At 68.0% G+C, this 24,210-nt stretch carries 18 protein-coding genes; 9 read left to right on the plus strand and 9 right to left on the minus strand.

The genetic code is table 11. The annotated features are described in order from the left end of the window. Positions 1–11 precede the first annotated feature (11 nt). The gene (locus HLH36_RS02315) at positions 12–2,399 is read left to right on the plus strand and encodes a penicillin acylase family protein (protein WP_182984846.1); all 2,388 of its coding nucleotides are present in this window, start codon (positions 12–14) and stop codon (positions 2,397–2,399) included. Continuing rightward, on the plus strand, positions 2,396–4,504 hold the full coding sequence (locus HLH36_RS02320) for a S9 family peptidase (RefSeq protein WP_182984847.1): 2,109 nt from the start codon (positions 2,396–2,398) through the stop codon (positions 4,502–4,504). Before HLH36_RS02315 ends, HLH36_RS02320 begins: the two co-directional genes overlap by 4 nt. A 9-nt stretch (positions 4,505–4,513) precedes the next feature. Here HLH36_RS02320 and HLH36_RS02325 read toward each other — a convergent pair whose 3' ends face one another. Both HLH36_RS02325 and HLH36_RS02330 read right to left on the minus strand, forming a co-directional pair. Further along, complete coding sequence (locus tag HLH36_RS02325) at positions 4,514–6,271, minus strand: stimulus-sensing domain-containing protein (protein WP_246376358.1); 1,758 nt, start codon at positions 6,269–6,271, stop codon at positions 4,514–4,516. Between the two features lie 65 nt (positions 6,272–6,336). Further along, on the minus strand, positions 6,337–7,047 hold the full coding sequence (locus tag HLH36_RS02330) for a response regulator transcription factor (protein WP_182984965.1): 711 nt from the start codon (positions 7,045–7,047) through the stop codon (positions 6,337–6,339). Positions 7,048–7,304: 257 nt separating this feature from the next. Here HLH36_RS02330 and HLH36_RS02335 point away from each other — a divergent pair, with 257 nt between their 5' ends. The 6 genes from HLH36_RS02335 to trmB all read left to right on the plus strand — a co-directional run bounded on the left by HLH36_RS02335 (position 7,305) and on the right by trmB (position 14,416). After that, positions 7,305–7,934: a nucleotide exchange factor GrpE gene (locus HLH36_RS02335; protein WP_182984849.1), complete on the plus strand. Its 630-nt coding sequence runs from the start codon at positions 7,305–7,307 to the stop codon at positions 7,932–7,934. A 202-nt stretch (positions 7,935–8,136) separates the two neighbouring features. Further along, positions 8,137–10,044: a molecular chaperone DnaK gene (dnaK, locus tag HLH36_RS02340; protein ID WP_182984850.1), complete on the plus strand. Its 1,908-nt coding sequence runs from the start codon at positions 8,137–8,139 to the stop codon at positions 10,042–10,044. 191 nt (positions 10,045–10,235) lie between these two features. Next, complete coding sequence (gene dnaJ, locus HLH36_RS02345) at positions 10,236–11,360, plus strand: molecular chaperone DnaJ (RefSeq protein ID WP_182984966.1); 1,125 nt, start codon at positions 10,236–10,238, stop codon at positions 11,358–11,360. Positions 11,361–11,518: 158 nt separating this feature from the next. Then, on the plus strand, positions 11,519–12,295 hold the full coding sequence (gene dapB, locus HLH36_RS02350) for a 4-hydroxy-tetrahydrodipicolinate reductase (RefSeq protein WP_182984851.1): 777 nt from the start codon (positions 11,519–11,521) through the stop codon (positions 12,293–12,295). A 167-nt stretch (positions 12,296–12,462) separates the two neighbouring features. After that, a complete protein-coding gene (gene metK, locus HLH36_RS02355; RefSeq protein ID WP_182984852.1) occupies positions 12,463–13,650 on the plus strand; it encodes a methionine adenosyltransferase in 1,188 nt (395 codons plus the stop codon). 73 nt (positions 13,651–13,723) lie between these two features. Beyond that, the gene (gene trmB, locus HLH36_RS02360) at positions 13,724–14,416 is read left to right on the plus strand and encodes a class I SAM-dependent methyltransferase (RefSeq protein ID WP_182984967.1); all 693 of its coding nucleotides are present in this window, start codon (positions 13,724–13,726) and stop codon (positions 14,414–14,416) included. A 117-nt stretch (positions 14,417–14,533) separates the two neighbouring features. Here trmB and HLH36_RS02365 read toward each other — a convergent pair whose 3' ends face one another. From HLH36_RS02365 to HLH36_RS02375, 3 genes are all read right to left on the minus strand, one after another. Continuing rightward, a complete protein-coding gene (locus tag HLH36_RS02365; protein ID WP_182984853.1) occupies positions 14,534–15,475 on the minus strand; it encodes an SDR family oxidoreductase in 942 nt (313 codons plus the stop codon). Beyond that, the gene (locus tag HLH36_RS02370; protein WP_182984968.1) at positions 15,472–16,053 is read right to left on the minus strand and encodes a DedA family protein; all 582 of its coding nucleotides are present in this window, start codon (positions 16,051–16,053) and stop codon (positions 15,472–15,474) included. Before HLH36_RS02370 ends, HLH36_RS02365 begins: the two co-directional genes overlap by 4 nt. A 217-nt stretch (positions 16,054–16,270) precedes the next feature. Further along, a complete protein-coding gene (locus HLH36_RS02375; RefSeq protein ID WP_182984854.1) occupies positions 16,271–18,055 on the minus strand; it encodes a DUF7168 domain-containing protein in 1,785 nt (594 codons plus the stop codon). A gap of 100 nt (positions 18,056–18,155) precedes the next feature. On the opposite strand from HLH36_RS02375, the gene HLH36_RS02380 reads away from it, so the two are divergent. Next, a complete protein-coding gene (locus tag HLH36_RS02380; protein ID WP_182984855.1) occupies positions 18,156–20,144 on the plus strand; it encodes a S9 family peptidase in 1,989 nt (662 codons plus the stop codon). Between the two features lie 127 nt (positions 20,145–20,271). Here HLH36_RS02380 and HLH36_RS02385 read toward each other — a convergent pair whose 3' ends face one another. From HLH36_RS02385 to HLH36_RS02400, 4 genes are all read right to left on the minus strand, one after another. After that, a complete protein-coding gene (locus HLH36_RS02385; protein WP_182984969.1) occupies positions 20,272–21,123 on the minus strand; it encodes an SDR family NAD(P)-dependent oxidoreductase in 852 nt (283 codons plus the stop codon). A 151-nt stretch (positions 21,124–21,274) separates the two neighbouring features. Further along, positions 21,275–21,913 (minus strand): Rossmann-fold NAD(P)-binding domain-containing protein, encoded by a 639-nt coding sequence (locus HLH36_RS02390; RefSeq protein WP_246376300.1) that lies wholly within the window; start codon positions 21,911–21,913, stop codon positions 21,275–21,277. 8 nt (positions 21,914–21,921) lie between these two features. Next, positions 21,922–22,986, minus strand: coding sequence for an AraC family transcriptional regulator (locus HLH36_RS20315; protein ID WP_220792660.1), 1,065 nt, complete (start codon positions 22,984–22,986; stop codon positions 21,922–21,924). A 38-nt stretch (positions 22,987–23,024) separates the two neighbouring features. Further along, positions 23,025–23,855: an oxidoreductase gene (locus HLH36_RS02400; RefSeq protein WP_182984857.1), complete on the minus strand. Its 831-nt coding sequence runs from the start codon at positions 23,853–23,855 to the stop codon at positions 23,025–23,027. Between the last annotated feature and the right edge of the window lie 355 nt (positions 23,856–24,210).

Here is a 24,210-nt window from a genome sequence, read left to right on the forward strand (position 1 = left end):
GAGCGGTCTTGATGCAGGCGACCCGTCGCGCGGTTCTTCTTGGCGGCGTCGCCGCGACCCTGTCCCTTCCGATGCGCCGGGCCGGGGCCTCCCCCGTGCCGACGAGCCTCGCCGGACTCGCTGAGCCGGTCGAGATTCTGGAAGATCGCTGGGGCGTGCCGCATGTACGGGCCCGGACCATTCCGGATGCCTTCTTCGCGGACGGGTATCTGGCGGCGCGGGATCGGCTGTGGGAGCTGGATTTCGGCCATCGCCGGTCGCTGGGCCGGCTGGCCGAAATTTTCGGCGCGGCGTTCGTGCCCTCCGACACCGCCAACCGGCTGGTGCTGTTCCGGGGTGATGCCGGCCGGGAACTGGCCGCCTTCCCACCGCTGGTACAGGACTGCGCCCGCGCCTATGTCGCCGGGATCAACGCACGGATCGCCGAAGTGGCGGCCACGCCGTCGCTGCTCCCGCCGGAATTCGCGATCTTCGCCTGTATGCCGCTGAAATGGGATGTGCTGGACCTGATCCGCATGCGCGCCGAAGTGACGGGCAATACCCGCGCCGAGATCCGCCGGGCCCGCCTGGCGGCACGGGGCGCGCTGGCCTACGACACGATCATGACGCCGCTGGAACCCGCCCATGCGCTGCATGTGCCGGACGGGCTGGATGTGGCGGCGGTGACCGAGGCCGATCTCGGACTGTTCGGCGTGTTGCAGGCGCCATTGCCGCTGCACGGCCTGCATGCGGTGGCCAATGACGAGACAAGGCGGCGGAACGAGGGCAGCAATGCCTGGGTCATCGCCCCCACCCGCACCGCGACCCGGCGGCCGATCCTGGCGAACGATCCGCATCTGGAATTCGGCGCGCCGGGCCCGCGCCATGTCGTGCATCTCACGGCACCGGGGCTGGATGTGATCGGCGGCGGCTCGGCGGGCATGCCGGGCGTCATGCAGGGCCACAATGCACGGATCGCCTTCGGCCGCACCAACTTCCATATCGACCAGGAAGATCTGTTCATCCTGCGCACCGATCCGGACGATCCGCTGCGCTACGCCCACCAGGGCGGCTGGAAGCGGATGGAGCAGGTCGAAACGCGGATCGCGGTGCGCGGCGAGGCCGATCGGGTGGTGAGCCTGTTCTATTCCGTGCAGGGGCCGGTGGTGGCGCGGGACGCGGCACACCATCGCGCAACGGCGGTTTCGGCCACCTGGCTGGCCCCCGGCGCCAACGGCCTGCTGGCCAATATCGGGATCAACCTCGCCCATGACTGGGCGAGCTTCCGCGAGGCGCTGCGGGTCCATACCAGCCCCACCAACTTCACCTATGCCGATATCGACGGAAATATCGGCTGGCAGGCCGCCGGCGGCCTGCCCCATCGCGCCGACGGCCATGACGGGCTGATGCCCGCGCCGGGCGACGGGCGGTACGACTGGCAGGGGCTGCAACCGCTGGAGGCGCTGCCCAGCAGCTTCAACCCCGCGCTGGGCTGGTTCGGCACCTCGAACGAGATGAACCTGCCCCCCGATTACCCGGCGGAGGAACGGCGCGTCAGCTTCGAATGGCGCGACCGGTTCCGCCACGAGCGCGTGGCCCAGATGCTGGACGCCACACCCCGCGCGACCCTGGCGGACAGCGTGGCGCTGCAACATGACACGCTGTCGGTGCTGGCATTGCAGATGGTGCGGCTGCTGCCCGACATGCCGCCCGCCTTGGCCGCCGAGGCCGCGCTGCTGCGCGCATGGAACGGCCGCATCGACGCCGGCAGCGCGGCGGCGGCGCTGTACGAAGTCTGGTGGACGCGGCTGGAACGCGCGCTGCACGCCTTGATCATCCCTCCGTCCCTGCACGACCTGCTGCCCGGCCCGGTCGGCGCCACGGTGCAGCTTGCCCTGTTCCAGTCGCCCGATTCCCGGTTCGGGGCAGACCCGGTGCAGGCACGGGACAGGATGCTGGCCGAGACGTTCGGCGCGGCGGTGGCCGAACTGCGTGAGCGGCTGGGTCCCCTGCCGGCCGCCTGGCGATGGGGCGCGCTGCACACCATCACCCTGCGCCATCCGCTGGCCAGCGTCCCGGCCGTGGCAGCGGCCTTCCCCGCCATTGGCGGCCCGGCCGCCGAAAGCGGCGGCGACCCTTACACCGTCATGGCCCGCTGGTACAGCCCGATGGCGGGCGGGGCACACGCCTATGCCGCAACCGGCGGGGCAAGCTATCTGATGGTGTGCGATGTCGGGGAGTGGGACCGGTCCCTGTTCCTCAATTTCCCCGGCCAGTCGGCCGACCCGCATTCGCCGCATTACGCCGATTTCCTGCCCGTCTGGCTGCGGGGCGCGATGCAGACACTGGCCTTCAGCCCGCACAGCGTCGACGCCGCCGCCGTCCGGCGCCTGACCCTTCAACCGGAGCAACAGCGATGAACCCGCCGCGCGCCCGCATGACCGTCCGATCCTCTCTTCTGGCCGCCCCCCTTCTTGCCGGCACGATACTGCTCGCCGCCACCATCTTCCCGGCACGCGCAGCACCAGCAGAGGACGGAACCCGCCTGGCCGGCCTGCTGGCGATGCCCTATGCCAACGGCCTGACCGGCGCCGCCGGCACGCCGCGCATCGCCTGGGTGGAGCGCCGGGACGGCGTGCGCAATATCCTGGTCTCGGACGGCGGCGCGGCGCCCCGCCGGGTGACGGCGTACACGAAGGATGACGGGACCGACCTGTGGGGGCTCTCCCTCAGCCCCGACGGACGGATGCTCGCCTTCGTCGAGGGAGGCGACGCGGAATATCCCGACGATGCACCACCCAATGCCGGCAATGCGCCGATCCCCGGAAAGCAGACGGTGCGCGTCGTCCTGCCCGACGGGCGGATCGTCGCGGCGGGAGAAGGGCATGCGCCCGCCTTCTCGCCGGACGGCCGCCTGCTGGCCTTCGCGCATGGCGGCACATTGCTGGTCGGCAGGGCCGGCGGCGTCGCCAGGGCGGTGCTGACGACGCGGGGCGCGATCACCGCCCTGCACTGGTCGCCGGACGGCGCGCGGCTGGCGATCGAAATCGATCGCGGATCGCATGATGTGATCGCCTTGTGGCAGGAGAAGTCCGGCGATGGCGCGCCCGTCTTCCTGCCCGCCGCCCTGGCTCATGACCAGATGCCGGCCTTCTCCCCGGACGGGCGCTCCATCGCCTTCCTGCGGGTACGCAAGCCCCTGCCGACGGCGGAACGCGGAAAAGGGAGCTTCTGGTCGATACAGGTCTATGACATCGCGACCGGCGCGGAACGCACGCTCTGGACAGCGCCGGAAGGGGCGGGGAGCCGCTTCTGGGCGCCGGAAGGCGTTGGACTGGCATGGACCGGCGACGGGCGGCTGCTCTTCCCGTGGGAGGGCAGCGGCTGGCTGCGCCTGTGCGCGCTCACGATCGCCGCCGCGCCGGCGGAACCACGCTGCCTGACGCCGGACGGCGCCGAAATCGCGTCCTATCGCCTATCGGCGGACGGCACGCGCCTGCTCTATACGGCGAATGCCGGCGACGTGGACCATTGGCGCGCCTGGTCGCAGCCGCTCGACGGCGGCCCCGCCAGCCCCCTGACGGGCGAGGACGCGCAGGTCATGGACGTGACGACCGCCGGCCCGGCCGTCGCGGTCATGGCCACAAGCGTCGACAGACCCGCCCATCCGGTGGTGCTGCAGAATGGCGCACCCCGCGTGCCGGCCGCCCCGCTCCCCCCCACCGGGTTCACATTCACCACCCCCCGGATCGTCCATGTTCGCAGCGAGGACGGACGGGACATCCATGGGCAATTGTTCCTGCCGCCCGCCACGACACCCGGTCCGCACCCGGCACTCGTCTTCGTCCATGGCGGGCCGGAGCGGCAGATGCTGCCGGCCTTCCACCCGATGGGCTATTATTCCAACGCCTACATCATGAACCAGGTGCTGGCGGCACGCGGCTACGTCGTCCTGTCGGTGAATTATCGCAGCGGAACCGGCTATGGCCTGGCCTTCCGCGACGCGCCCGGCATCGGGCGGGCCGGAGCCAGCGAATATGGCGATGTGCGTGCGACCGGCCTTTACCTGCGCGCACGCCCCGACGTGATACCGGACCGGATCGGCATCTGGGGCGGAAGCTGGGGCGGCTACCTCACGGCGCTGGCCCTGGCCCGCGACAGCAGCCTGTTCGCGGCCGGCGCCGATTTCCACGGCGTGCACGACCTGACCGAACCCGACCATCCCGGCCTGTCGCCCGTGGAAAAGCGGCAGGCGCTGGAGTCCGAATGGCGATCGTCACCGGCCGCCGATATCGCGCACTGGCGCGCGCCCGTGCTGCTGATCCACGGGGATGACGACCATAATGTGGAATTCGAACAATCCGTCCTGCTGGCAAGCCTGCTGACGGCGCGCGGCGTGCCGTTCGAGGATCACGCCTTCCCTGGCGAGCGCCACGCCTTTCTCCGCACGCAGGACTGGCTCACCGCCTATCTGTGGACCCTGCGCTTTCTCGACGCCCATCTCCAGGTCGGGCACGCGCCATAGCGCGGCCCGTCATTTCTGGACCGGACGCCGCGTGGCGGGCGCCGCTCCCTCCCCACCGCCGCGCGGCAGGGTGACGACGAAGCGCGCGCCCAGCACCTGCCCGTCCGGCCCCAGGCGGTTCTCGGCACGGATCGTGCCGCGCAGCGCCTCGACGATCTGGCGGCTGATGGACAGGCCCAGGCCCGAATGCTGGCCGAAATTCTCGCTGGTCGGCCGTTCGGAATAGAACCGGTCGAAAATGCTGCCCAGCTTGGCGGCCGGAATGCCCGGCCCCTGGTCGGTCACCGCGATTTCGACCATCCCGCCCGGCACCGATGCCGCACTGAGCACGATCTGGCCATCCGGCGGAGAAAACGAGATCGCATTGCCGATCAGGTTGCGCAGCACCTGCACCAGCCGGTCCTCGACCGCCATCACGGTCAGCGGCCTGTCGGGCGAGGCCGCACTGCTGACGCTGAGGATCGGCTGGCCGGGATTGCGCGTCGCCTGATGGATTTCGGCCAGCACCGACAGCATCGGCACCACCGCCACCGGCTCGGCCCGCGCGCGCGACAGTTCGGCATCCACCCGGCTGGCATCGGAAATATCGGTGATCAGCCGGTCCAGCCGGCGCACATCGTCATTGATGATCGACAGCAGCCGGCGCTGGCGGTTCAGGTCCTCGATCCGCAGCAGGGTTTCGATCGCCGAGCGGATCGAGGACAGGGGGTTCTTGATCTCGTGGCTGACATCGGCGGCGAAGCGTTCGATCGCATCCATGCGCGCCCACAGCGCCCGGGCGCTGTCCTGCAGGGCCCGCGCCACCTCGCCGATCTCATCCCGGCGGGCCAGCAGGCGCGGCGGCACGCTGTCCGACCGGCCCGACGCTTCGCGGATGACATGGGCCGACGCCGCCAGCCGCAGCAGCGGCCGGGCGATGGTCAGCGACAGGTACCACGACAGCAGCACGGTCAGGGCCAGCGCCACCAGCACCAGCGACAGGATCGACGACCGCACCGCGAACAGCGATCGGTCGACATCGCGCGCCTGGCGCGTCAACTGGATGATGCCGACCGTCTGGCCCTCATGCATCACCGGCTCGGCCACGGTCACGATCAGGTGGCGGTTGGCGGTGCGGCGGATATAGGGCGGCATTTCCGGCGCGGCCTGCCCGCCGCCCGCCACGGGCTGCACGGAAGGGTCGGTATCGGGCGTGTCCAGCGTGATGATCCGCGTGCCCGACAGGGTCGGCAGCATCGACAGCAGCCGGTCGTAGAACCGCTCGACAAACCCCAATTTGGCCGCGCTGTCGACAACCCGGTCATCGCCGTCATCACCCGCGACGGGCGAGGGCAGGGGCTGGGCATCGATCTGGCCGCGCACCCGGCGATGCCGGACCGCCGCCGCCTCGACCCGGCTGTCCGCCACCAATTGCCCGTCAGGGGCGAACAGCCGCGCATGGGCGCTGGGGCTGGGCTCGGTCAGGCGCAGCAGCAGCGGCCGCGCCTGGCCGGCATCCAGCACCGGGTCCGCCGCGCGACCGGAAGTCACGGCATTCTGCCCCAGCGCGCCGGCATAGATGCGCGCCTGTTCGCGCAGCGCCATGACCTCGGCTTCCAGCAGGCTGTTCTGGAACTGGTTCAGATAGACCAGGGTCAGCGCCAGCAGCATCAGCGGCAGCGCGTTGACCAGCAGGATGCGCCGCATCAGCGGCGAGACGAGGCGCGTCCGATACTCATGGAAGGCCGATGCGGCATCATGGGTCTGGATCTCGGCCCATGACGTCATCGCCCGCCGGGCCTGCGCCAGCAGCCCGGACGGCGGCACTCTTTCCGCCCCGCCGCGCACCGGCATCAGTCTTCCTTGTACCGGTAGCCGATGCCGTAGAGCGTCTCGATCTGGTTGAAATCCTCATCCACCTGGCGGAACTTCTTGCGCACGCGCTTGATGTGGCTGTCGATGGTCCGGTCGTCGACATAGATGTTCTCGCCATAGGCGGCGTCGATCAACTGGTCGCGCGACTTGACCAGTCCGGGCCGCGCCGCAAGCGCCTTGACCAGCAGGAACTCCGTCACCGTCAACTGGATATCCTTGCCACGCCACAGGCACTGATGCCGGGTTTCATCCAGCGACAGGTCGCCGCGCACCAGGCTGCCGCCGGCGGCCGGGCCACCGGCCTCGACCCGGTTGACCTCGTTGCGGCGCAGCAGCGCGCGGATGCGCTCCAGCAGCAGCCGCTGCGAGAACGGCTTGGTGATGTAATCGTCGGCCCCCAGGCGCAGGCCCATCAGCTGGTCCACCTCCTCGTCCTTCGAGGACAGGAAGATGACCGGCAGTTGCGAGCGCGCCCGCAGGCGCTGCAACAGTTCCATGCCATCCATGCGTGGCATCTTGATGTCCAGCACCGCCAGGTCGACCGGGCGGCTCATCAGCCCGTGCAGCGCGCTTTCGCCGTCGGTATAGGTGCGGACGTTGAACCCTTCGGCCTCCAGCGTCATCTGGACCGACGCCAGGATATTCCGGTCGTCATCGACCAGGGCAATCGTATGTTTCGTCGGCTCCATCGCGGCGTTCTCGCTCCCTTCCAGGCCGGGGTCGGCCTTCCTCATGTCCGGCCGGGGCTGTGGTGCGGCCCCTCACAGTCCGGGCAACATCTTAGACCCGGCCATGTGCCGATGTCATGACTGCCTGCTCATGACGATCCATCCATCTTCGCCTCACGCATTCCTGCCCCGCACGGACCGGAACGCCGCATGAACATCACGTTGATGCTGGTCGTTACGCCTTGTCCAAGGGCGCGGGCTCACCTACTTCAGAGGGCATGAGCCACGATACAGACCCCACCCACGTCGCCGACTCTCCGAGCGGAGAGACCGGGGCGTCCGCGCCGGGCCAACACCCCGGTAACGATCAGGACACGGTCCAGCCGGAAAGCGGCCAGGCCGAGGCCACTCACCCCCGCATCCAGGAGCTGGAAACGGCGCTGGAGGACATGCGCGAGAAATGGCTGCGCTCCGAGGCGGAGATGCAGAACCTGCGCACCCGCACCAAGCGCGAGGTGGAGGATGCGCGGCAATATGCCACGCAGAAATTCGCCCGCGATGTCGTCGAGGCGGCGGAAAACCTGAAGCGCGCCCTGGGCAGCCTGCCCCCGGCCACCGAAGGCGAGGACGCGCTGATCACCCGCATGCGCGAGGGGATCGAGAGCACCGAGCGGTCGTTCCTCGGCATCCTGGAGCGCAACGGCATTTCCGCCACCGATCCGGCCGGGCATCCGTTCGACGCCAACCATCACCAGGCGATGGCCGAACAGCATAGCGACGAGCACGCGCATGGCACCGTGATCCAGGCCTGGACACCGGCCTGGACGCTGCATGGCCGCCTGCTGAAGCCGGCGATGGTCGTCGTCTCCAAGGGCGCCACCCCGGCGGCGGACAAGCCGGCGGTCTGAAACCGTCAGGCAGGAGGGCCGTCGCCGCTCGGCGATAGCGCCCTCTTGAAACGAACGCCATGGCTGAATACATGCTGAACACGGCCATGGCGGCACGGGCGGATGTGGTAAAACAGTCCAGTCATTCCGCCACACGGCAGATTTTCTAGGGTCCATTCCGGTGCTTCGGGCCGGTCCGGGCCGCTGACAGGAGAGAAGATACATGAGCAAGGTTATCGGCATCGACCTCGGCACGACCAATTCGTGCGTCGCGATCCGCGAAGGGGACGAGACCCGCGTCATCGAGAACAGCGAAGGCGCACGCACCACCCCGTCGATGGTCGCCTTTACCGACAGCGGCGAAATGCTGGTCGGCCAGGCCGCGAAGCGCCAGGCGGTGACCAACCCGTCCAACACGCTGTACGCGGTCAAGCGCCTGATCGGCCGCCGCTATGACGACCCGACCGTCACCAAGGACAAGGGGCTGGTCCCCTACAACATCGTCCCCGGCGACAATGGCGACGCGTGGGTCGAGGCACAGGGCAAGAAATACGCCCCCTCGCAGATCGCCGCCTTCGTGCTGGGCAAGATGAAGGAAACCGCCGAGTCCTATCTGGGCGAGACGGTGACGCAGGCCGTGATCACGGTTCCGGCCTACTTCAACGACGCGCAGCGCCAGGCGACCAAGGATGCCGGCCGCATCGCGGGCCTGGAAGTGCTGCGCATCATCAACGAGCCGACGGCCGCGGCCCTGGCTTACGGCCTGCAGAAGAAGAATAGCGGCACGATCGCGGTCTATGACCTCGGCGGCGGCACGTTCGACGTGTCGGTGCTGGAAATCTCCGACGGCGTGATCGAGGTGAAGTCGACCAACGGCGACACCTTCCTGGGCGGCGAGGATTTCGACGCGCGGATCATCAGCTACCTGGCCGACGAGTTCAAGCGCGAGCAGGGCATCGACCTGCGCGCCGACAAGCTGGCCCTGCAGCGCCTGAAGGAAGCGGCGGAAAAGGCGAAGATCGAGCTGTCCTCCTCCAAGGAGACCGAGATCAACCTGCCCTTCATCACCGCCGATGCCTCGGGCCCGAAGCATCTGGTGCTGAAGCTGAGCCGCGCCAAGCTGGAAAGCCTGGTCGACGACCTGATCCAGCGTACGCTGGAGCCCTGCCGCGCCGCCCTGAAGGACGCGTCGGTCTCGGCCGCGGAAATCGAGGAAGTGATCCTGGTCGGCGGCATGACCCGCATGCCCAAGGTCATCGAGGCGGTGAAGCAGTTCTTCGGCAAGGAACCGGCCCGCAACGTGAACCCTGACGAAGTCGTGGCCATCGGCGCCGCGGTGCAGGGCGCGGTGCTGAAGGGCGACGTCAAGGACGTGCTGCTGCTGGACGTGACCCCGCTGTCGCTGGGCATCGAGACGCTGGGTGGCGTGTTCACCCGCCTGATCGACCGCAACACCACGATCCCGACCAAGAAGAGCCAGACCTTCTCGACCGCCGAGGACAATCAGGGCGCCGTGACCATCAAGGTCTATCAGGGCGAACGCGAAATGGCGGCCGACAACAAGCTGCTGGGCAATTTCGACCTGACCGGCATCGCCCCCGCCCCGCGCGGCGTGCCGCAGATCGAGGTGACGTTCGACATCGACGCCAACGGCATCGTCTCCGTGTCGGCCAAGGACAAGGCGAACGGCAAGGAACAGCAGATCAAGATCCAGGCCTCGGGCGGTCTGTCCGAGTCCGACATCGAGAAGATGGTCAAGGACGCCGAGGCGAATGCCACGGCCGACAAGGCCAAGAAGGAACTGGTCGAGGCCCGCAACCAGGCCGAAAGCCTGGCGCATCAGGTCGAGAAGTCGCTGGCCGAAGCCGGTGACAAGGTTCCCGCCGCCGACAAGGCCGAGGCCGAAGCCGCGATCGCTTCGGTGCGCAAGGCCCTGGAAGGCAGCGATGCGGCCGCGCTGAACAGCGCCTCCGAGACGCTGTCGAAGGCCGCGATGAAGATCGGCGAGGCCGTCTACAAGGCCGAGCAGGCCGGCGCCGCCGGGGCGGGTGCCGCCGGCACCGGTGCCACCGGCCCGAATGGCGAGAAGGTCGTCGACGCCGATTTCGAAGACGTGGACGACAAGAAGTAAGCAGTCGGCCAGACAGGCCGGCGTTTACCGCGCGGCACGCACCGGTCTTCGGGCCGGTGCCTTGCCCCAAGCGAGGCGCCCCCTTCCCTGAAGGTGGGCGCTTTTCCATTGCATGACTGACAGGGCCGCATTCCGGCCGGTGCAACGATGCTCCGGTCTGTCGCGAAGCGGTCCCGCCAATGAGGACCATGATGGCCACCAAGCTTGATTACTACGCCGTACTTGAAGTCTCCCGCGATGCGAATGGCGACGAGCTGAAGAAGGCGTATCGCAGGCTGGCCATGCAGTACCATCCGGACCGCAATCCCGGCGACGCGTCGGCCGAGTCCCGGTTCAAGGACATCAACGAAGCCTATGATGTCCTGAAGGACGAGCAGAAGCGCGCCGCCTACGACCGGTTCGGCCACGCGGCGTTCGAAGGCGGCGGCCCCGGTGCCGGCGGCTTCGATTTCGGCGGCGGGCTGGGCGACATCTTCGAGCAGATGTTCGGCGACATGATGGGCGGGCGTCGCGGTGGCCGCCGGTCGGGCAGCGACATCCAGGTCCAGGTCTCGATTTCCTTCACCGAGGCATTTTCGGGCGTCAAGAAGCCCATCACGGTGCCGACGCGCGTGGCATGTGAATCCTGCGACGGCACCGGCTCGGCCGACCGCGACCAGGGGGCCGAGACCTGCCCGACCTGCCACGGCGCGGGCAAGGTGCGCGCGCAGCAGGGCTTCTTCCTGGTCGAGCGCGCCTGCCCGACCTGCCATGGCGCGGGCAAGGTGGTGCGCAACCCCTGCACCGCCTGCCGCGGCACCGGCACGGTCGAGCGCGACCGGACGCTGGAAATCGCGATCCCGGCCGGGGTCGAGGACGGCACCCGCATCCGCCTGTCGGGCGAGGGCGAGGCCGGCGGCAAGGGCGCCCAGCCGGGCGACCTCTATGTCCATATCGCGGTCGAACCGCACCCGATCTTCCAGCGCGACGGGGCGAACATCTATTGCCGGGTGCCGCTGCGCATGACCCAGGCCGCCCTGGGCACCGAGGTCGAGGTCCCGGTCGTCGACGGGTCCCGCGCCAAGGTGAAGGTGCCCGCCGGCACCCAGACCGGCGAGAATTTCCGCCTGCGCGGCAAGGGATTCTCGGTCCTGCGCTCCTCCGCGCGGGGCGACATGTATATCCAGGTCTCGGTCGAGACACCGCACCACCTGACCAAGCGTCAGCGCGAATTGCTGGAGGAGTTCGAAGCCGAGGCCGACGACCATGCGCGCGCCAATCCGGAGAATACGGGCTTCTTCAGCAAGGTCCGCGATTTCTTCGAAGGCAAGCTCTGACGATCGGCGCCGCCGCCGACGATACGCGCTGTTGAACGCCCTTTTGGTTGGGGGTAGAAAATCCGCTTATCCATGGTGATCCCCCCAACTCGCACCATGGATAATCCAGGCGGCGCGATCCCCCGGTCGCGCCGCCACCCGTTTTCCGGACCCAGAACATGACGACAGACAGGATGCGGATCGGCATCGCCGGCATCAACGGGCGCGTCGGGCGCCTTCTGCGCGAAGAGGTCACGGCGGCCGGCGCCACCCTGGCCGGCGGTACCAGCCGCGATCCGCATGCCGACAGGTCCGAGGGCCTGTTCGCCACGCTCGACGATCTGGCCCCGCTGTGCGATGCGGTGATCGACTTCACCCATGCCGTCACCGTCCGCGCGCACGCCGCCGCCCTGGCGAAAGCAGGCGTGGCCTGGGTGCTGGGCACGACCGGCCTGTCGGACATCGACCAGGAAGCCGTCGCCACGGCCGCCCGCACCATCCCCGTGGTCCAGGCCGCGAATTACTCACCGGGCGTCACCCTGGTCACGCGCCTGGCACGCCAGATGGCCGAAGTGCTGCCCGCTGCGGTCTACGATGCCGAAATCCTGGAAATGCATCACCGGCAGAAAGTCGACGCACCATCCGGCACCGCGCTTGCGATCGGCCAGGCGGTGGCCGACGGGCGGGGCATCGACCTGTCCAGCCATATGGAATCCGGGCGCACCGGCCATACCGGTCCGCGCCAGGCCGACGCGATCGGTTTCGCATCCCTGCGCGGCGGGCAGATCGTGGGGGAACATACGCTGACCTTCACCTCGGCCAGCGAACAGATCGCCCTGACGCATCGCGCGTTCGACCGGCGCGTCTTCGCCACCGGCGCGGTGCGGGCCGCGCTGTGGCTGCGGGGCCGCCCGCCGGGCCTGTACACCATGGAAGACGTTCTGGGACTTCGCTGAACAGTTTCGCGGCCCGAAACGATCCGTCACGGCAATTCCCTTGCGGGAACGTGGTATCCCGCAAAAATACTTGACGATTTGTAGGTACTCCGCCAAACGGACCCGCCCGGACCCCGCATGCGTGGCGGTGTCATTCCCTATCCCCGTACGAGACAGACAGGACCATCATGCGTAACAAAGGTGATTTTCTGTTCACATCGGAATCGGTATCCGAAGGCCATCCCGACAAGGTTGCCGACCGGATCAGCGATACGGTGCTGGACGCCTATCTGGCGGCCGATGGCGAATCCCGTGTTGCGTGCGAGACCCTGGTCACCACCAATCGCGTGATCCTGGCCGGCGAAGTCCGTGGCCCGGCCTCCGTCACCACCGAGGCGCTGATCGAAGGCGCGCGCGCCGCGATCCGCGACATCGGCTATGACCAGTCCGGCTTCTCGTGGAAGAACGCGACGATCGAATCCTACCTGCACGCGCAGTCCGCCGACATCGCCGTCGGCGTCGACAGCGCCGGCGACAAGGACGAAGGCGCGGGCGACCAGGGCATCATGTTCGGCTTCGCCACCCGCGAGACCGAGACGCTGATGCCGGCGCCGCTGTTCTATTCCCATGCCATTCTGCATCGCATCCGCGACCTGCGTAAGGCGGGCGACGCGCGCGTGGCCAACCTGCAGCCCGACGCCAAGAGCCAGGTCACGCTGCGCTATGTCGACGGCCGCCCGGTGGGTGCCACCTCGGTCGTCATTTCGACCCAGCATGACGAAGGCGCCAGCCAGACCGCGATCCGCGAGGCGCTGCGCGAGATCGTGGTGGACGTGCTGCCGGAAGGCTGGATGTGCCCGGATGACGAATTCTACGCCAACCCGACCGGCGTCTTCGTCGTCGGCGGTCCCGATGGCGATTGCGGCCTGACCGGCCGCAAGATCATCGTCGACACATACGGCGGCGCGGCCCCGCATGGCGGCGGCGCGTTCTCGGGCAAGGACCCGACCAAGGTGGACCGTTCGGCGGCCTATGCCTGCCGCTACCTGGCCAAGAACGTGGTCGCGGCCGGCCTGGCCGATCGCTGCACGCTGCAGATTTCCTACGCCATCGGCGTGTCGCACCCGCTCTCGGTCTATGTGGACCTGGACGGCACCGGCCGCGACGTGGACGAGGAAAAGCTGGGCCGCGTGCTGCGCGAGGTCATGAACCTGACGCCGCGCGGCATCCGCAAGCATCTGCGCCTGAACCGCCCGATCTACACCGAAACCTCGGCCTACGGTCATTTCGGCCGCACGCCCGACGCCGCCCGCGACAATTTCACGTGGGAACAGACCGATCTGGTGGACGCGCTGCGTGGTGCGTTCAACCGCTGATCACACCGGGGACCCCGTGACGGTATCCGAAACGAAAACCCCTGCCTCGGCTGACGAGGCAGGGACGCCCACGATTGCCGTCAAGGCGTCCCCCGACCGGCTCTATGGCCGCCAGCGCGGCCACCCGCTGCGGCCGCGCCAGCAGCGCCTGCTGGACGAAACCCTGCCCCGCCTGCGCCTCGACCAGACCCTTCTGGACGATCCCGCGCGCGCCTTCGGCCGCGTACCGGCCGAAATCTGGCTGGAGGTCGGTTTCGGCGGCGGCGAACATTCGCTGGCGCAGCATCAAGCCCATCCCGACGTCGGCTACATCGCCAGCGAAGTCTTCGAAAACGGCCTGTGTTCCCTGCTGTCGCGCCTGGTGCCCGACGATCAGGAGGCCACGGCCCCGGTCCCCGACCTGCTGCGGATCTGGGACGAAGACGCGCGCATCCTCCTGCGCGCGCTGCCCGAACGGTCGCTCGACCGCATGTTCCTGATGTTCCCCGATCCCTGGCCCAAGGCCCGGCACGCCAAGCGGCGCTTCGTCCATCCGGCCAATATCGCCCTGGTCGCCCGCGCGCTGAAACAGGGCGCGATCTGGCGCGTCGCCAGCGACGACCCGACCTACCAGGCCTGGGTCGAAGAGGTCATGGGCGCGCAGGACCTGTTCGACACCGCACCGCCGGCCACGACCCGCCCCGAGGGCTGGCCGCCCACGCGCTACGAGGCCAAGGCGCTGAAAGCGGGCCGCCAGCCGCTGTACTGGACCTTCATCCGCCGGTAGGAGCGGGGCTCTGCCCCGCACCCCGCCAAAGGCTGAGCCTTTGGAAACGCACCGCATGATCGGGTTTCCAAAGGGCGACTGCCCTTTGGTGGGGGTTCGGGGGCAAAGCCCCCGAGATCAGGACAGCGCCACCCCTGTCAGGCGCTCCGAAACACTCCACAGACGCCGCGCCACCGACAGGCTGAGGGCCTGCGGCGGAATGCGCGCCTCCGTCACCCGGCCGCGCCGCTCGCCCCGTCCGCCGGGGCCGTAATAGCCGCCATCCCGCGCCTCGGGCGCCATGGCGGCGAACAGGATCGGCCGCGCCCCGGCCGCGGCCGACTGGCCCAGATAACGGAACCCCAGGCGGACGACGCGGCGCATCAGCCGTTCGGCGACCCCCTGCGGCGCCGAGGAACGGCTGACGGCGATGTCGGTCCGCGCCCAGCCGGGATGGGCGGCGATGGAATGCAGGCGCCAGCCGGCGGATTGCGCCACGCGGTTGAGTTCCAGCGCGAAGATCAGGTTGGCCAGCTTGCTCTGCTGATAGGCGCCGAAGGGCGTGTAGCGATGCCGGCCCTGAAGATCGTCGAAGACCATATGCCCCTGCCATGCCGCCAGGCTGGCGACGCTGACCACCCGTCCGCCGCCCGCCGCGCGCAGCAGCAGGGGACGCAGACGGCCGGTCAGGGCGAAATGGCCCAGGTAATTGGTACCGAACTGCATTTCGAACCCATCCGCCGTCTCCTGCCGGCGGGGCGCGGCCATCACCCCGGCATTGTTCACCAGGATGTCGAGCGCATCGGTCCGTTGCGTCAGGTCCCGCGCGAAATCGGCGACCGACCGCAGGCAGGCCAGGTCAAGCGGCAGGAACTCCGCCCGCGCATCCGCCACCTGCTCACGCAGGGACGCCACCGCCCGCGCACCGCGCGCCGGATCGCGCCCCGTCAGCAGCACGGTTGCCCCGCGCGACGCCAGGCCCAGCGCGGTCTCGTAGCCCAGGCCACCCGTCGCCCCGGTCACGACGGCGGTACGGCCCGTCAGGTCCGGTGCCCGATCGATGGTCCATTTCGCGCTCATGGCACGGATTCCCCTTTCTGTTCCCGCTCGGCGGCACGGGTCGCTTCCTCGGTCAGGCGCAGTTCGTTCTTCTTCAGGAAAAGGAAGCTGCCCCCCAGGACGAGCGTGGCGACGCCTCCCAGCGCCAGACCGACCGGGCCGGAGAGGTTGAGCACCTCATGCCCCAGATAATACGCCCCCAGCGCATAGCCGCCGGCCCAGCCGATACCGCCCAACGCATTGAAAAACAGGAACGTATGCCACGGCATCCGGTTCGCCCCCGCCAGCAGGGCGACGAAGACGCGCAGGATGGCGATGAAGCGGCCGAAGAACACCACCTTGCCGCCATGGCGGCGGAACAGATAATGCCCCAGCAACAGGCGCCGCTCGTTCAGCCCCACCTTGCCGCCATGGCGCTCCAGCAACCGATGGCCGAAACTATGGCCGATCAGATAGCCGAAATTGTCGCCCATGATGGCCCCGGCGATCGCCGCCGCCGCCACCCAGCCGATCTCCAGCCGATGCGTCGTGGCACAATAGAGCGCCGAGGAAATGATCAGCGTCTCGGCCGGCAGGGGCAGCCCCATGCTCTCCAGCATGACGATGACCGCGATCACGCCATAACCATACTGCACGAAAAGAGATTCGAAGGAATGAAGCAGCGGACCAGACCCGTCCAGTGAGGCCAAGAGGGTGAGGAACCGCCTGGTCGGCGCGCTGTCAAGTCAAGAAGCGGAAGAGCCCCCGCGCCGCGCCATCGCTCCTTCTTCCACATGCCGCCCGAGCTACGCCGGCGCTCCATCGGCGACAGGACCCTCACCCGGCTCTGCCGAGGCCGGGCCGATAGTCGAAATCCAGCCCCGTCTGGTGGCCGTGATCATAGACGTCCCGCAGCACGCGCCGGCCTCCCGAGCGCGTCCGCGCACGCAGGCGCAGTCCGAGCGCCGCCATTTCCTCATCAACGACACCGGCTTTCAGGACGACGAGATCGCGCCCCGACGCGCCTCCCCGCAGGGCGGTTTCCCTGGATTCGCGGAGTATGCGCAGCTTTTCCATGATGCCGTGGGCCAGGCCGTGCTGGAACGAATGCGTGGCCGTACGCCGCAGCGTCGACGGCATGGCACGGTAGGTCTCACCAGCCTTGAACAGCGCGCCCTCCGTCTCGAACGCCCGTTCCACGAGTTCGTAAAGATAACAGGCGGCCGCGACATCGGCGGGCAGGCCGAAGAACACATAGCGCAACATGCCCCGTTCGTTCGTCTCGCCCCAGACGCGGGAATCGAAGAACGCCGCGATCGAGGGGATGCAGTCGTCGAGCGGCCCCGCGCGCTTGCGCGTCGTCTCCACGATCGCGCTCTCGCAGGCCTGGTTGCGGACATCCAGCTCGCTCAGGCTGAGACCATGGCGGTCCAGCAATTCCGCGACCTTCGCGGCGGCGGCCAGGGCCTCCTCCTCGGTGCAGCCCCGTTCCACGGTCCGGACGCGCAGCGCCTGGATACGGGCGATCAGGGCATCCGGATCGGCGCGACCATCCGCGGGGCGGTCTTTTCCCGGCCGGGCGACGACATGCCGCATCTCGATGAAAACCTGCCGGACCGACGATGGAATCTCACCCGTCGCCATCAGCCGCGCCACGAAGCTGTCCAGGGCTTCGAGCGTGAGGGCGGAAGGCGAAATCCGCGCACGCCGGTCGATCGTCTCGATCTGGAGGCGGCCGATCTCCTCCCACGCGCCAGCCAGCCGGTCGCGGCCCGCCGACCGGGCCCCGACGATCGCGATCATCACGCCGACGACCGTATCGGGATCGCTTTGCGCGCGCACGAACAGGACGTCCTCCGGATCGCGCGCCCCGTCGGCACGCGACCATTCCCCTGCGAGGATGGCGAGATCGTCGTCGTCCGCGAAGAGAGCGTCCACCTCGCCATCGAAGCCCGGCACATGCATGGGACCATTGCGGACGACATGACGATAGACGGCCTCCGCGCAGCGCAGGGGATTGACCAGGCCGGAACGGCCGGGACGGATAAAGCCCTCGACGACGGCGAACGCGTCATCGTCGAGCGGAACCACGGGGCCGGTGAACCGATTTCCTCCGCCATTGTCCGGAACGACCCATACGGCAAGGCGAAGACCGGCCGTCTCCGGCATGATGCCCTCGTCCACGATCCGCAACACCTCGCCGGACGCCACGTCCCGGACATCCGCCGCGTTCTCCCCGTGCGGCACCTCCACCCTGACGACGCGAAAGCGCGTCCGGCGCAGGGCGTCCAGTACGGGCAGATGAGGCGCGGCGACGCGGCGCTGCCGGGCGAGACGATCGAACGCGGTCTGGCCGCTACCCGATCGGGTGAACAGCGCCAGCGTCGTGGCCATGGCCAGGGCCAGCGTCATGCGCGCCAGCGCGGCGTCGGGCGGCAGGTCGGTGGCCGATCGTGCGTCGGGAATCCAGTCCTCGATCAGGTCGTCGATCCTGCCGGGCGCGAGACAGCGGATCGCCTCGTCCTGCACTTCGGAGAGTTGCTCGTCCAGCCATCCCGGACCGGCCGAGGACCCGTCCGTACCGTTCTTCGCTCGTCCGCCGATGTGCCGTTGCTGCGTCATTGTCGCTCGTGTTCTCTTGGGGTTCCGTGTCGTCAACTTATGGGTGTGTGGCGGGAAGAGAAAGCCTGCCGGCCACCGGCACCCGGAACAGGAGTACCGCATGACCGACCCGACCGCCGGGACCGGCCCCGAACCCGCCATCCGTCCCTACGGCACATGGCCATCCCCCGTGACGGCGGCATTGGTGGCCGGCAAGACCCTGGGGCTGGGCAGCGTGCAGGCCGACGGCGAGGCGGTCTACTGGCTGGAGACACGCCCGGCCGAAGCCGGGCGAACCGTTCTGGTGCACTGGACCGGCGCCGACGGTATCCGCGACATCACGCCCGCGCCGTTCGATATCGGCACGCGCGCCCATGAATATGGCGGCGGCGCCTATGTCGCGGCCGGCGGCCGCATCGCCTTCAGCCACCGGCCGGACGGCAGCGTCTGGATCGTCACGCCCGGCGCGGCTCCCCGCGCCCTCGGCACGGTGCCCGGCCTGCGCTTCGCCGATTTCGCCTTCTCGCCCGACGGCACCACGCTGTTCTGCGTGCGCGAGGACCATCGCGCGCCCGGCGAACCGGTCTCCACCCTGGTCGCCTTCGCCACCGACGGCGACGCCGACCCGGCGACGCAGGCCGGCCGGGTGCTGGTCTCCGGCCCCGATTTCCTCAGTTCCCCCCGTCCGTCGCCCGACGGCGCCTGGCTGGCCTGGATCGAATGGGACCACCCCGCCATGCCGTGGGATGCCACCCGGCTGCGCCTGGGCCGGCTGGCATCGGACGATGCCGGCACCGCACTGGCCGACATCCGCACACTGGCCGATGACGGCGCCTCCGTCATCGAACCGGCCTGGGCCGGCCCCGCGACGCTGCTGGCCGCCTCCGACCGTGACGGCTGGTGGAACCTGACACGCTGGGCCGTACCGAACGGAAAGCCGGAGGCCATCGCGCCGATGGAAGCCGAAATCGGCCTGCCGCACTGGGTCTTCGGCCTGCGCAGCTACCAGCCTCTCCCCGACGGCACCATCCTGGCCATCGCCATCGAACATGGCGAGGCCCGCACCCTGCATCTCACCGGACCGGTCGCCCGCCCGGTGGCGCTGGGCCATCCCGCCCAATGCCCGACCATGCTGGCCGACGGCTCGCTGGCATGGCTCGACACCCCACCGGACGGCGCACCCGCCGTACGCCATGGCCGCATGGGCGCGCCGTCACGCGTGCTGCGCGCCGCCACCACGCTGGACCTTGCCCCCGGCGACATCGCCCGCGCCGAAACGATCCGCTTCCCCTTGCCCGACTTTCCCTCGTCCGACGGGCGGCATACCGGCCACGCCTTCTTCTATCCTCCCGCCAACAGCCGCTTCCGCGGCCCCGCGGATGAAAAGCCGCCGCTGATCGTCATGGCCCATGGCGGCCCAACCGGCCGCGCCGCCAGCGCCTTCGCCTTCAAGGTCCAATGGTGGACCAGTAGGGGCTTCGCGGTGGTCGACGTCAATTATCGCGGCTCGACCGGCTTCGGCCGCGCCTATCGCCGCCAGTTGGAAGGGCAGTGGGGCGTGGCGGACGTGGAAGACTGCATCGCCGCCTGCCGCCATCTGGTCGCGACCGGCCGCGTCGACCCCGCCCGCATCGCCATTCGCGGCAGCAGCGCCGGCGGCCTGACCGTGCTGCTGGCCCTGGCGGGGTCCGACCTGTTCGCCGCCGGCGCCAGCCTGTACGGCGTCACCGACCTGCGCGCCCTGGCGCAGGAAACCCATAAATTCGAATCCCGCTATCTCGACAGCCTGGTCGGCCCCTGGCCCGAGGCCGAGGCCACCTATCTGGCCCGCTCGCCCCTGACCCGGGCCGACGCCATCCGCACGCCGGTCCTGTTCCTGCACGGCCTCGCCGACGCGGTCGTCCCCCCCGCCCAAGCCCAGGCCATGGTCGATGCACTGGCCTCCGGCGGGGTGCCTTGCGCGCATTATACGTTCGAAGGCGAAGCCCACGGCTTCCGGCGCGAGGAGACGGTACGCCGCGCGCTGGAACTGGAACTGGATTTTTACGGCCGGATCTTCGGGTTTACCGTACCGGATGTAACGGAGCGGGTGGTGCTGTCCGGCATGTGAACAAGCCACGGGCGTCGCCCTTCAGGCTATGCGAAAACTATCCGCTACACCCTATCAGGGGCTTCGACAGCCGATGTCCGGAAAGCATATTTGCCAGCCATCGATCGCCGACTGAGGCAGGCGCCCCTTACAGCGACGCAATGGCGTGCTTCTTGCCGGTGCCTTGGGCGGCGTTGGAATCAGCCTCCCATGCTTCCCAGGTGGCGAGACGCGCAGCATAGGCCGCGCGTGCCACCGGCAGCCCTTCCGTGCCCACGAAGAAGCGCAACGGCGGCATCTCCACGTCCACCAGCTTCAGGATGGCCGCTGCGGTCGCCTGCGGATCGCCGAATTCCATCTGCGCCCCGGCCGCGAAGGCCTGCTGCCGCAGCGTGGCATAGGCATCGAGGCCGGCCGAAATCTTCAGCGAGGCCTGGCTGGCGAAATCGGTCGCATAGGCGCCCGGTTCGAGCAGCGTCACCTTGATCCCGAACGGCGCGATCTCCTGTGCAAGGCTCTCATGCAGTGCCTCGAAAGCCCATTTGGAGGCATTGTAGAAACCGGAGATTGGATGGGCGACGATGCCAGCGACGCTCGATACGCCGAGAATATGGCCGCTTCCCTGCTCGCGCAGGTATGGCAAAACGGCCTGGATCACGCGAAGCGCGCCGAAGAAGTTGGTGTCGAATTCCTGCCGGACATCGGCTTCCGCCGCTTCCTCGATCGCGCCGACGAGGGCATAGCCGGCGTTGTTGATGACGATATCCAGACGGCCGAAATGCTCATGCGCGGCGGCAATGACTTTCGCGGTTTGATCGGGAACCGTCACATCCAGGGCCAGCGGCAGTACGGCCTCGCCGTAACGTTCGACAAGGGAATCGAGGCTGGCGAGATTGCGCGCGGTCGCCACGACCTTATCGCCGCGATCGAGCGCGGCTTCCACCCAGACACGCCCGAAGCCACGCGACGCGCCCGTAATGAACCAAATCTTGCCTGACATGGGGAGCCTCCAAACAACGGCGATAAGCAACTTCTGTTGATTCCAACATAGCGGGCACCGATGCTTTCATCTGTTGCTCAAGGCGCCAATGAAGTAGCGGAACGCGCCAAAAGCGGCGACGGCAACGATGTGCTTGGCCGCGTGCGGTGAACTATGATCGACCGATATGGCTGTCGTTCCCCGCCTGCGTCCATGCCGGCGCGATCATCCGCAGATCGCGGTTTTCCTGAACAAAGCATCCCGAAGCTTCCTTGAGCGCCAGCGTTGCGATGGCGTCAGCGACGGTATCCGCCGGGATTGCACCCCAGCGTGATAATGGACCGCGCAGCAGCGGCGTCAGCGCCGCGAAAAGACGCTGTCCGATCGCTTCGACCGGGCGGTGCTCGGTGCGCTCGCCCAGCAGGAAGCCGGGGCGGATCAGATCAACCCGCTCGAAGCGCAGGGCTTCCACGGCGCGCTCGATCTCGCCCTTGGTGCGCAGGTAGAAACCGGGACCGCCTGCGCCGGCCGCGGTCATCAGGATGAAGCGTTTCGCTCCGAGGGCCCGCGCGCCCCGCGCGACGGCCAGGACATAATCATGATCAACCCGGTACATCGCCGCCTGCGATCGCGCCTGACGAATGGTGGTGCCAAGACAGGAGATCGCCACCTCTACGCCATCGGGGATGAACCGGCGCATCTCGTCGGCCGGATCGCTACACAGCCGTTCATAGTCGATCCCGTTCGCGTCCCTGCGCGACGGAGCGGCGAGATGCACGTCATCGCGCGCCGACAATCGTTCGGCGACCATTCTGCCGATCAGTCCGGTGCCGCCAGCGAGAAAAATGCGATGGGCCATCGTCCAACCTCAATGCAGCCGTTCGGCCCGTTTCTCGCGCCATTGGTTCGGCGTGAGGCCCTCCCATTCCCGGAAGGCGCGATAGAACGAGCTGGTGTCCTGATAGCCGAGCAGACAGGCAACTTCGTCGATATCGGCGGCGGGTCGGACAGCAGCGTTCGGCCGAGTTCCTGGCGCGCTTCCATCACCAGCTCGCGAAAGGTCGTTCCTTCCTCGGTGATGCGCCGCTGCAGGCTGCGCTCACTCATGGCGAGGTCGTAGGCCACATCGGCGAGCTCCGGCCGCCCGCTGGCCAGGCCTCGCTTCACGATGACCTTGACCTGATCGCGCAGCGAGCTTCGTGCCTGAAGCTCACCCAGCGCCGAAGCGAGCACCGGCGTCAGCATGTCGAGCAATTCCGGATTGTGGCCGGGAAAGGGACGGTCGAGGTCAGCCGAACGCAGGACCAGCAGGTTGCTGGCTGTATTGAAACGGATAGGGCATCCGAAAAACGCCCTGTGCGCCTCCGCCTTGGCAGCAGGACGCGCGAGTTCGACGCGCAGCGGTGTGACGGGCTGCCCCGTGCCGCGCCGGCCAAGCTCGACCAGAGAGGCGAAGTCCACATCCACGGCAATATCGGGAACGGCTCCGGTTGCGTGCAGCCATTCGGTGCTGATCGCGCATTCACCGTCCGTCTCGACGATATGCAGCTTCTCAGGCGTGCAGAGTCGCTTGAACCGGGCCAGCCGGAAAAGTCCGTCGCGATAATCGCGGGCATGGAAAGCCGCGAGACTCGACGGGGGATGGACGGCGGTTTCGGTATCCGTCACCAGCCGGAAGGCAAGGCCGGGATCATCGGCCAAGGCTTCGATCGCCTTCCAGAGCGCAAAGAACTGCGCCGTGGTGACGAGGCCCTGGCCGTTCAAATGCAGGGTCGCGGGAAGCCCGGCCTGGCGCAGAACCGCAGGCGGCCGCAGGCCGGCCCGCTCGATCGCGCCCCAGAAAGCTTGCGGCACCTTGCAGCGGTCGGCCGGCATTCCACTCATCGTATGGTATCACCTTGTTCAGCGGACATGGTCGGCGCCTATTTCGTCTGGCTCAGGATGATGCTGTCGAAAGCCCGGTCACTGAGCCACTTGCGCATGCCGAGCAGCATCTTCGCGTATTTGCCGACGGCGTAGCGCGTCTTCGGCTTTTTGGCCTTCACTGCCTGCGAAACGGCATCGGCAACGACCGTGCCGGGGCTTCCGGTGCCCTTGTCATAGGTGTTGGCGATGGAGTTCGCGACCTTCTGTGCCAGACCGGCATAGGGTGTACCCGACGAACGCCTCAGAAGATTATTGGACGCCGCATCGCCGAAGCCGGTTTCGATCACGCCGGGCTCGATGATGACCACGCGAATGCCGAACTGGGCGACCTCGAGCCGGAGGCAGTCGGACCAGCCTTCGAGGGCGTGCTTCGTCGCATGATACCACGCGCCCAGCACCGAATAGATTTTGCCGCCCATGGAGGTCACGTTGACGATCGTGCCGGCGCGCCTCGCCCGCATCGACGGCAGCAGGAGCTGCGTCAGCCGCGCGGCGCCGAACAGGTTCACCTCGAACTGATAGCGGGCCTCGTCGAGCGTGACATCCTCGACGGGGCCATAGAGGCCGAAGCCTGCATTGTTGACCAGCACATCGACGCCGCCGGTTTGGGCGAGGATCGTATCCACGGCGGCCCTGATCTCATCGTCCTTCGACACGTCGAGCCGCAACGGCTGCGCGCCGAGGGCGGCGAGATCGTTCATCTTCTCGACGCTTCGCGCGGCTACATAGACCTGGAAGCCGTCTTGGATGAGCTTTTTGGCGATATCCTTTCCCATTCCGGACGAGGCTCCGGTGACGAGGGCTGTCTTCTTTCCTTTGGTGAACATGACCAACCTTTCGTGCATCTCGCCAGAGCGTAAAGCACACGGCGTTCTTTTCACTTGCATAATGCGCCAACCGAATGGCGATTCACGCCATCACCGAATTCGGAGGGGGGATATTCTGGCTGAAGGCAAAACGGCCAGCGCACAATACTCTTCGCCCGGCCCGTTGGCGGGCTGGCCACATAAAACGCTGCGTTCCCCGATTTATCATCGTTTTCAGGAATCCGGCGGCAGTCATGCGCTTGGGCTCTCGATAGAGCTCGGAGCGGAAATCTCTCCGTTTGCAGCCATTGTCCACCTGGCACATCCTGACTCAGGTATGCACCAACCCGCCGGGTTTTAGGCGTACGGAACTGTT

Source organism: Gluconacetobacter aggeris, assembly GCF_014174395.1.
GTDB classification, from domain to species: domain Bacteria; phylum Pseudomonadota; class Alphaproteobacteria; order Acetobacterales; family Acetobacteraceae; genus Gluconacetobacter; species Gluconacetobacter aggeris.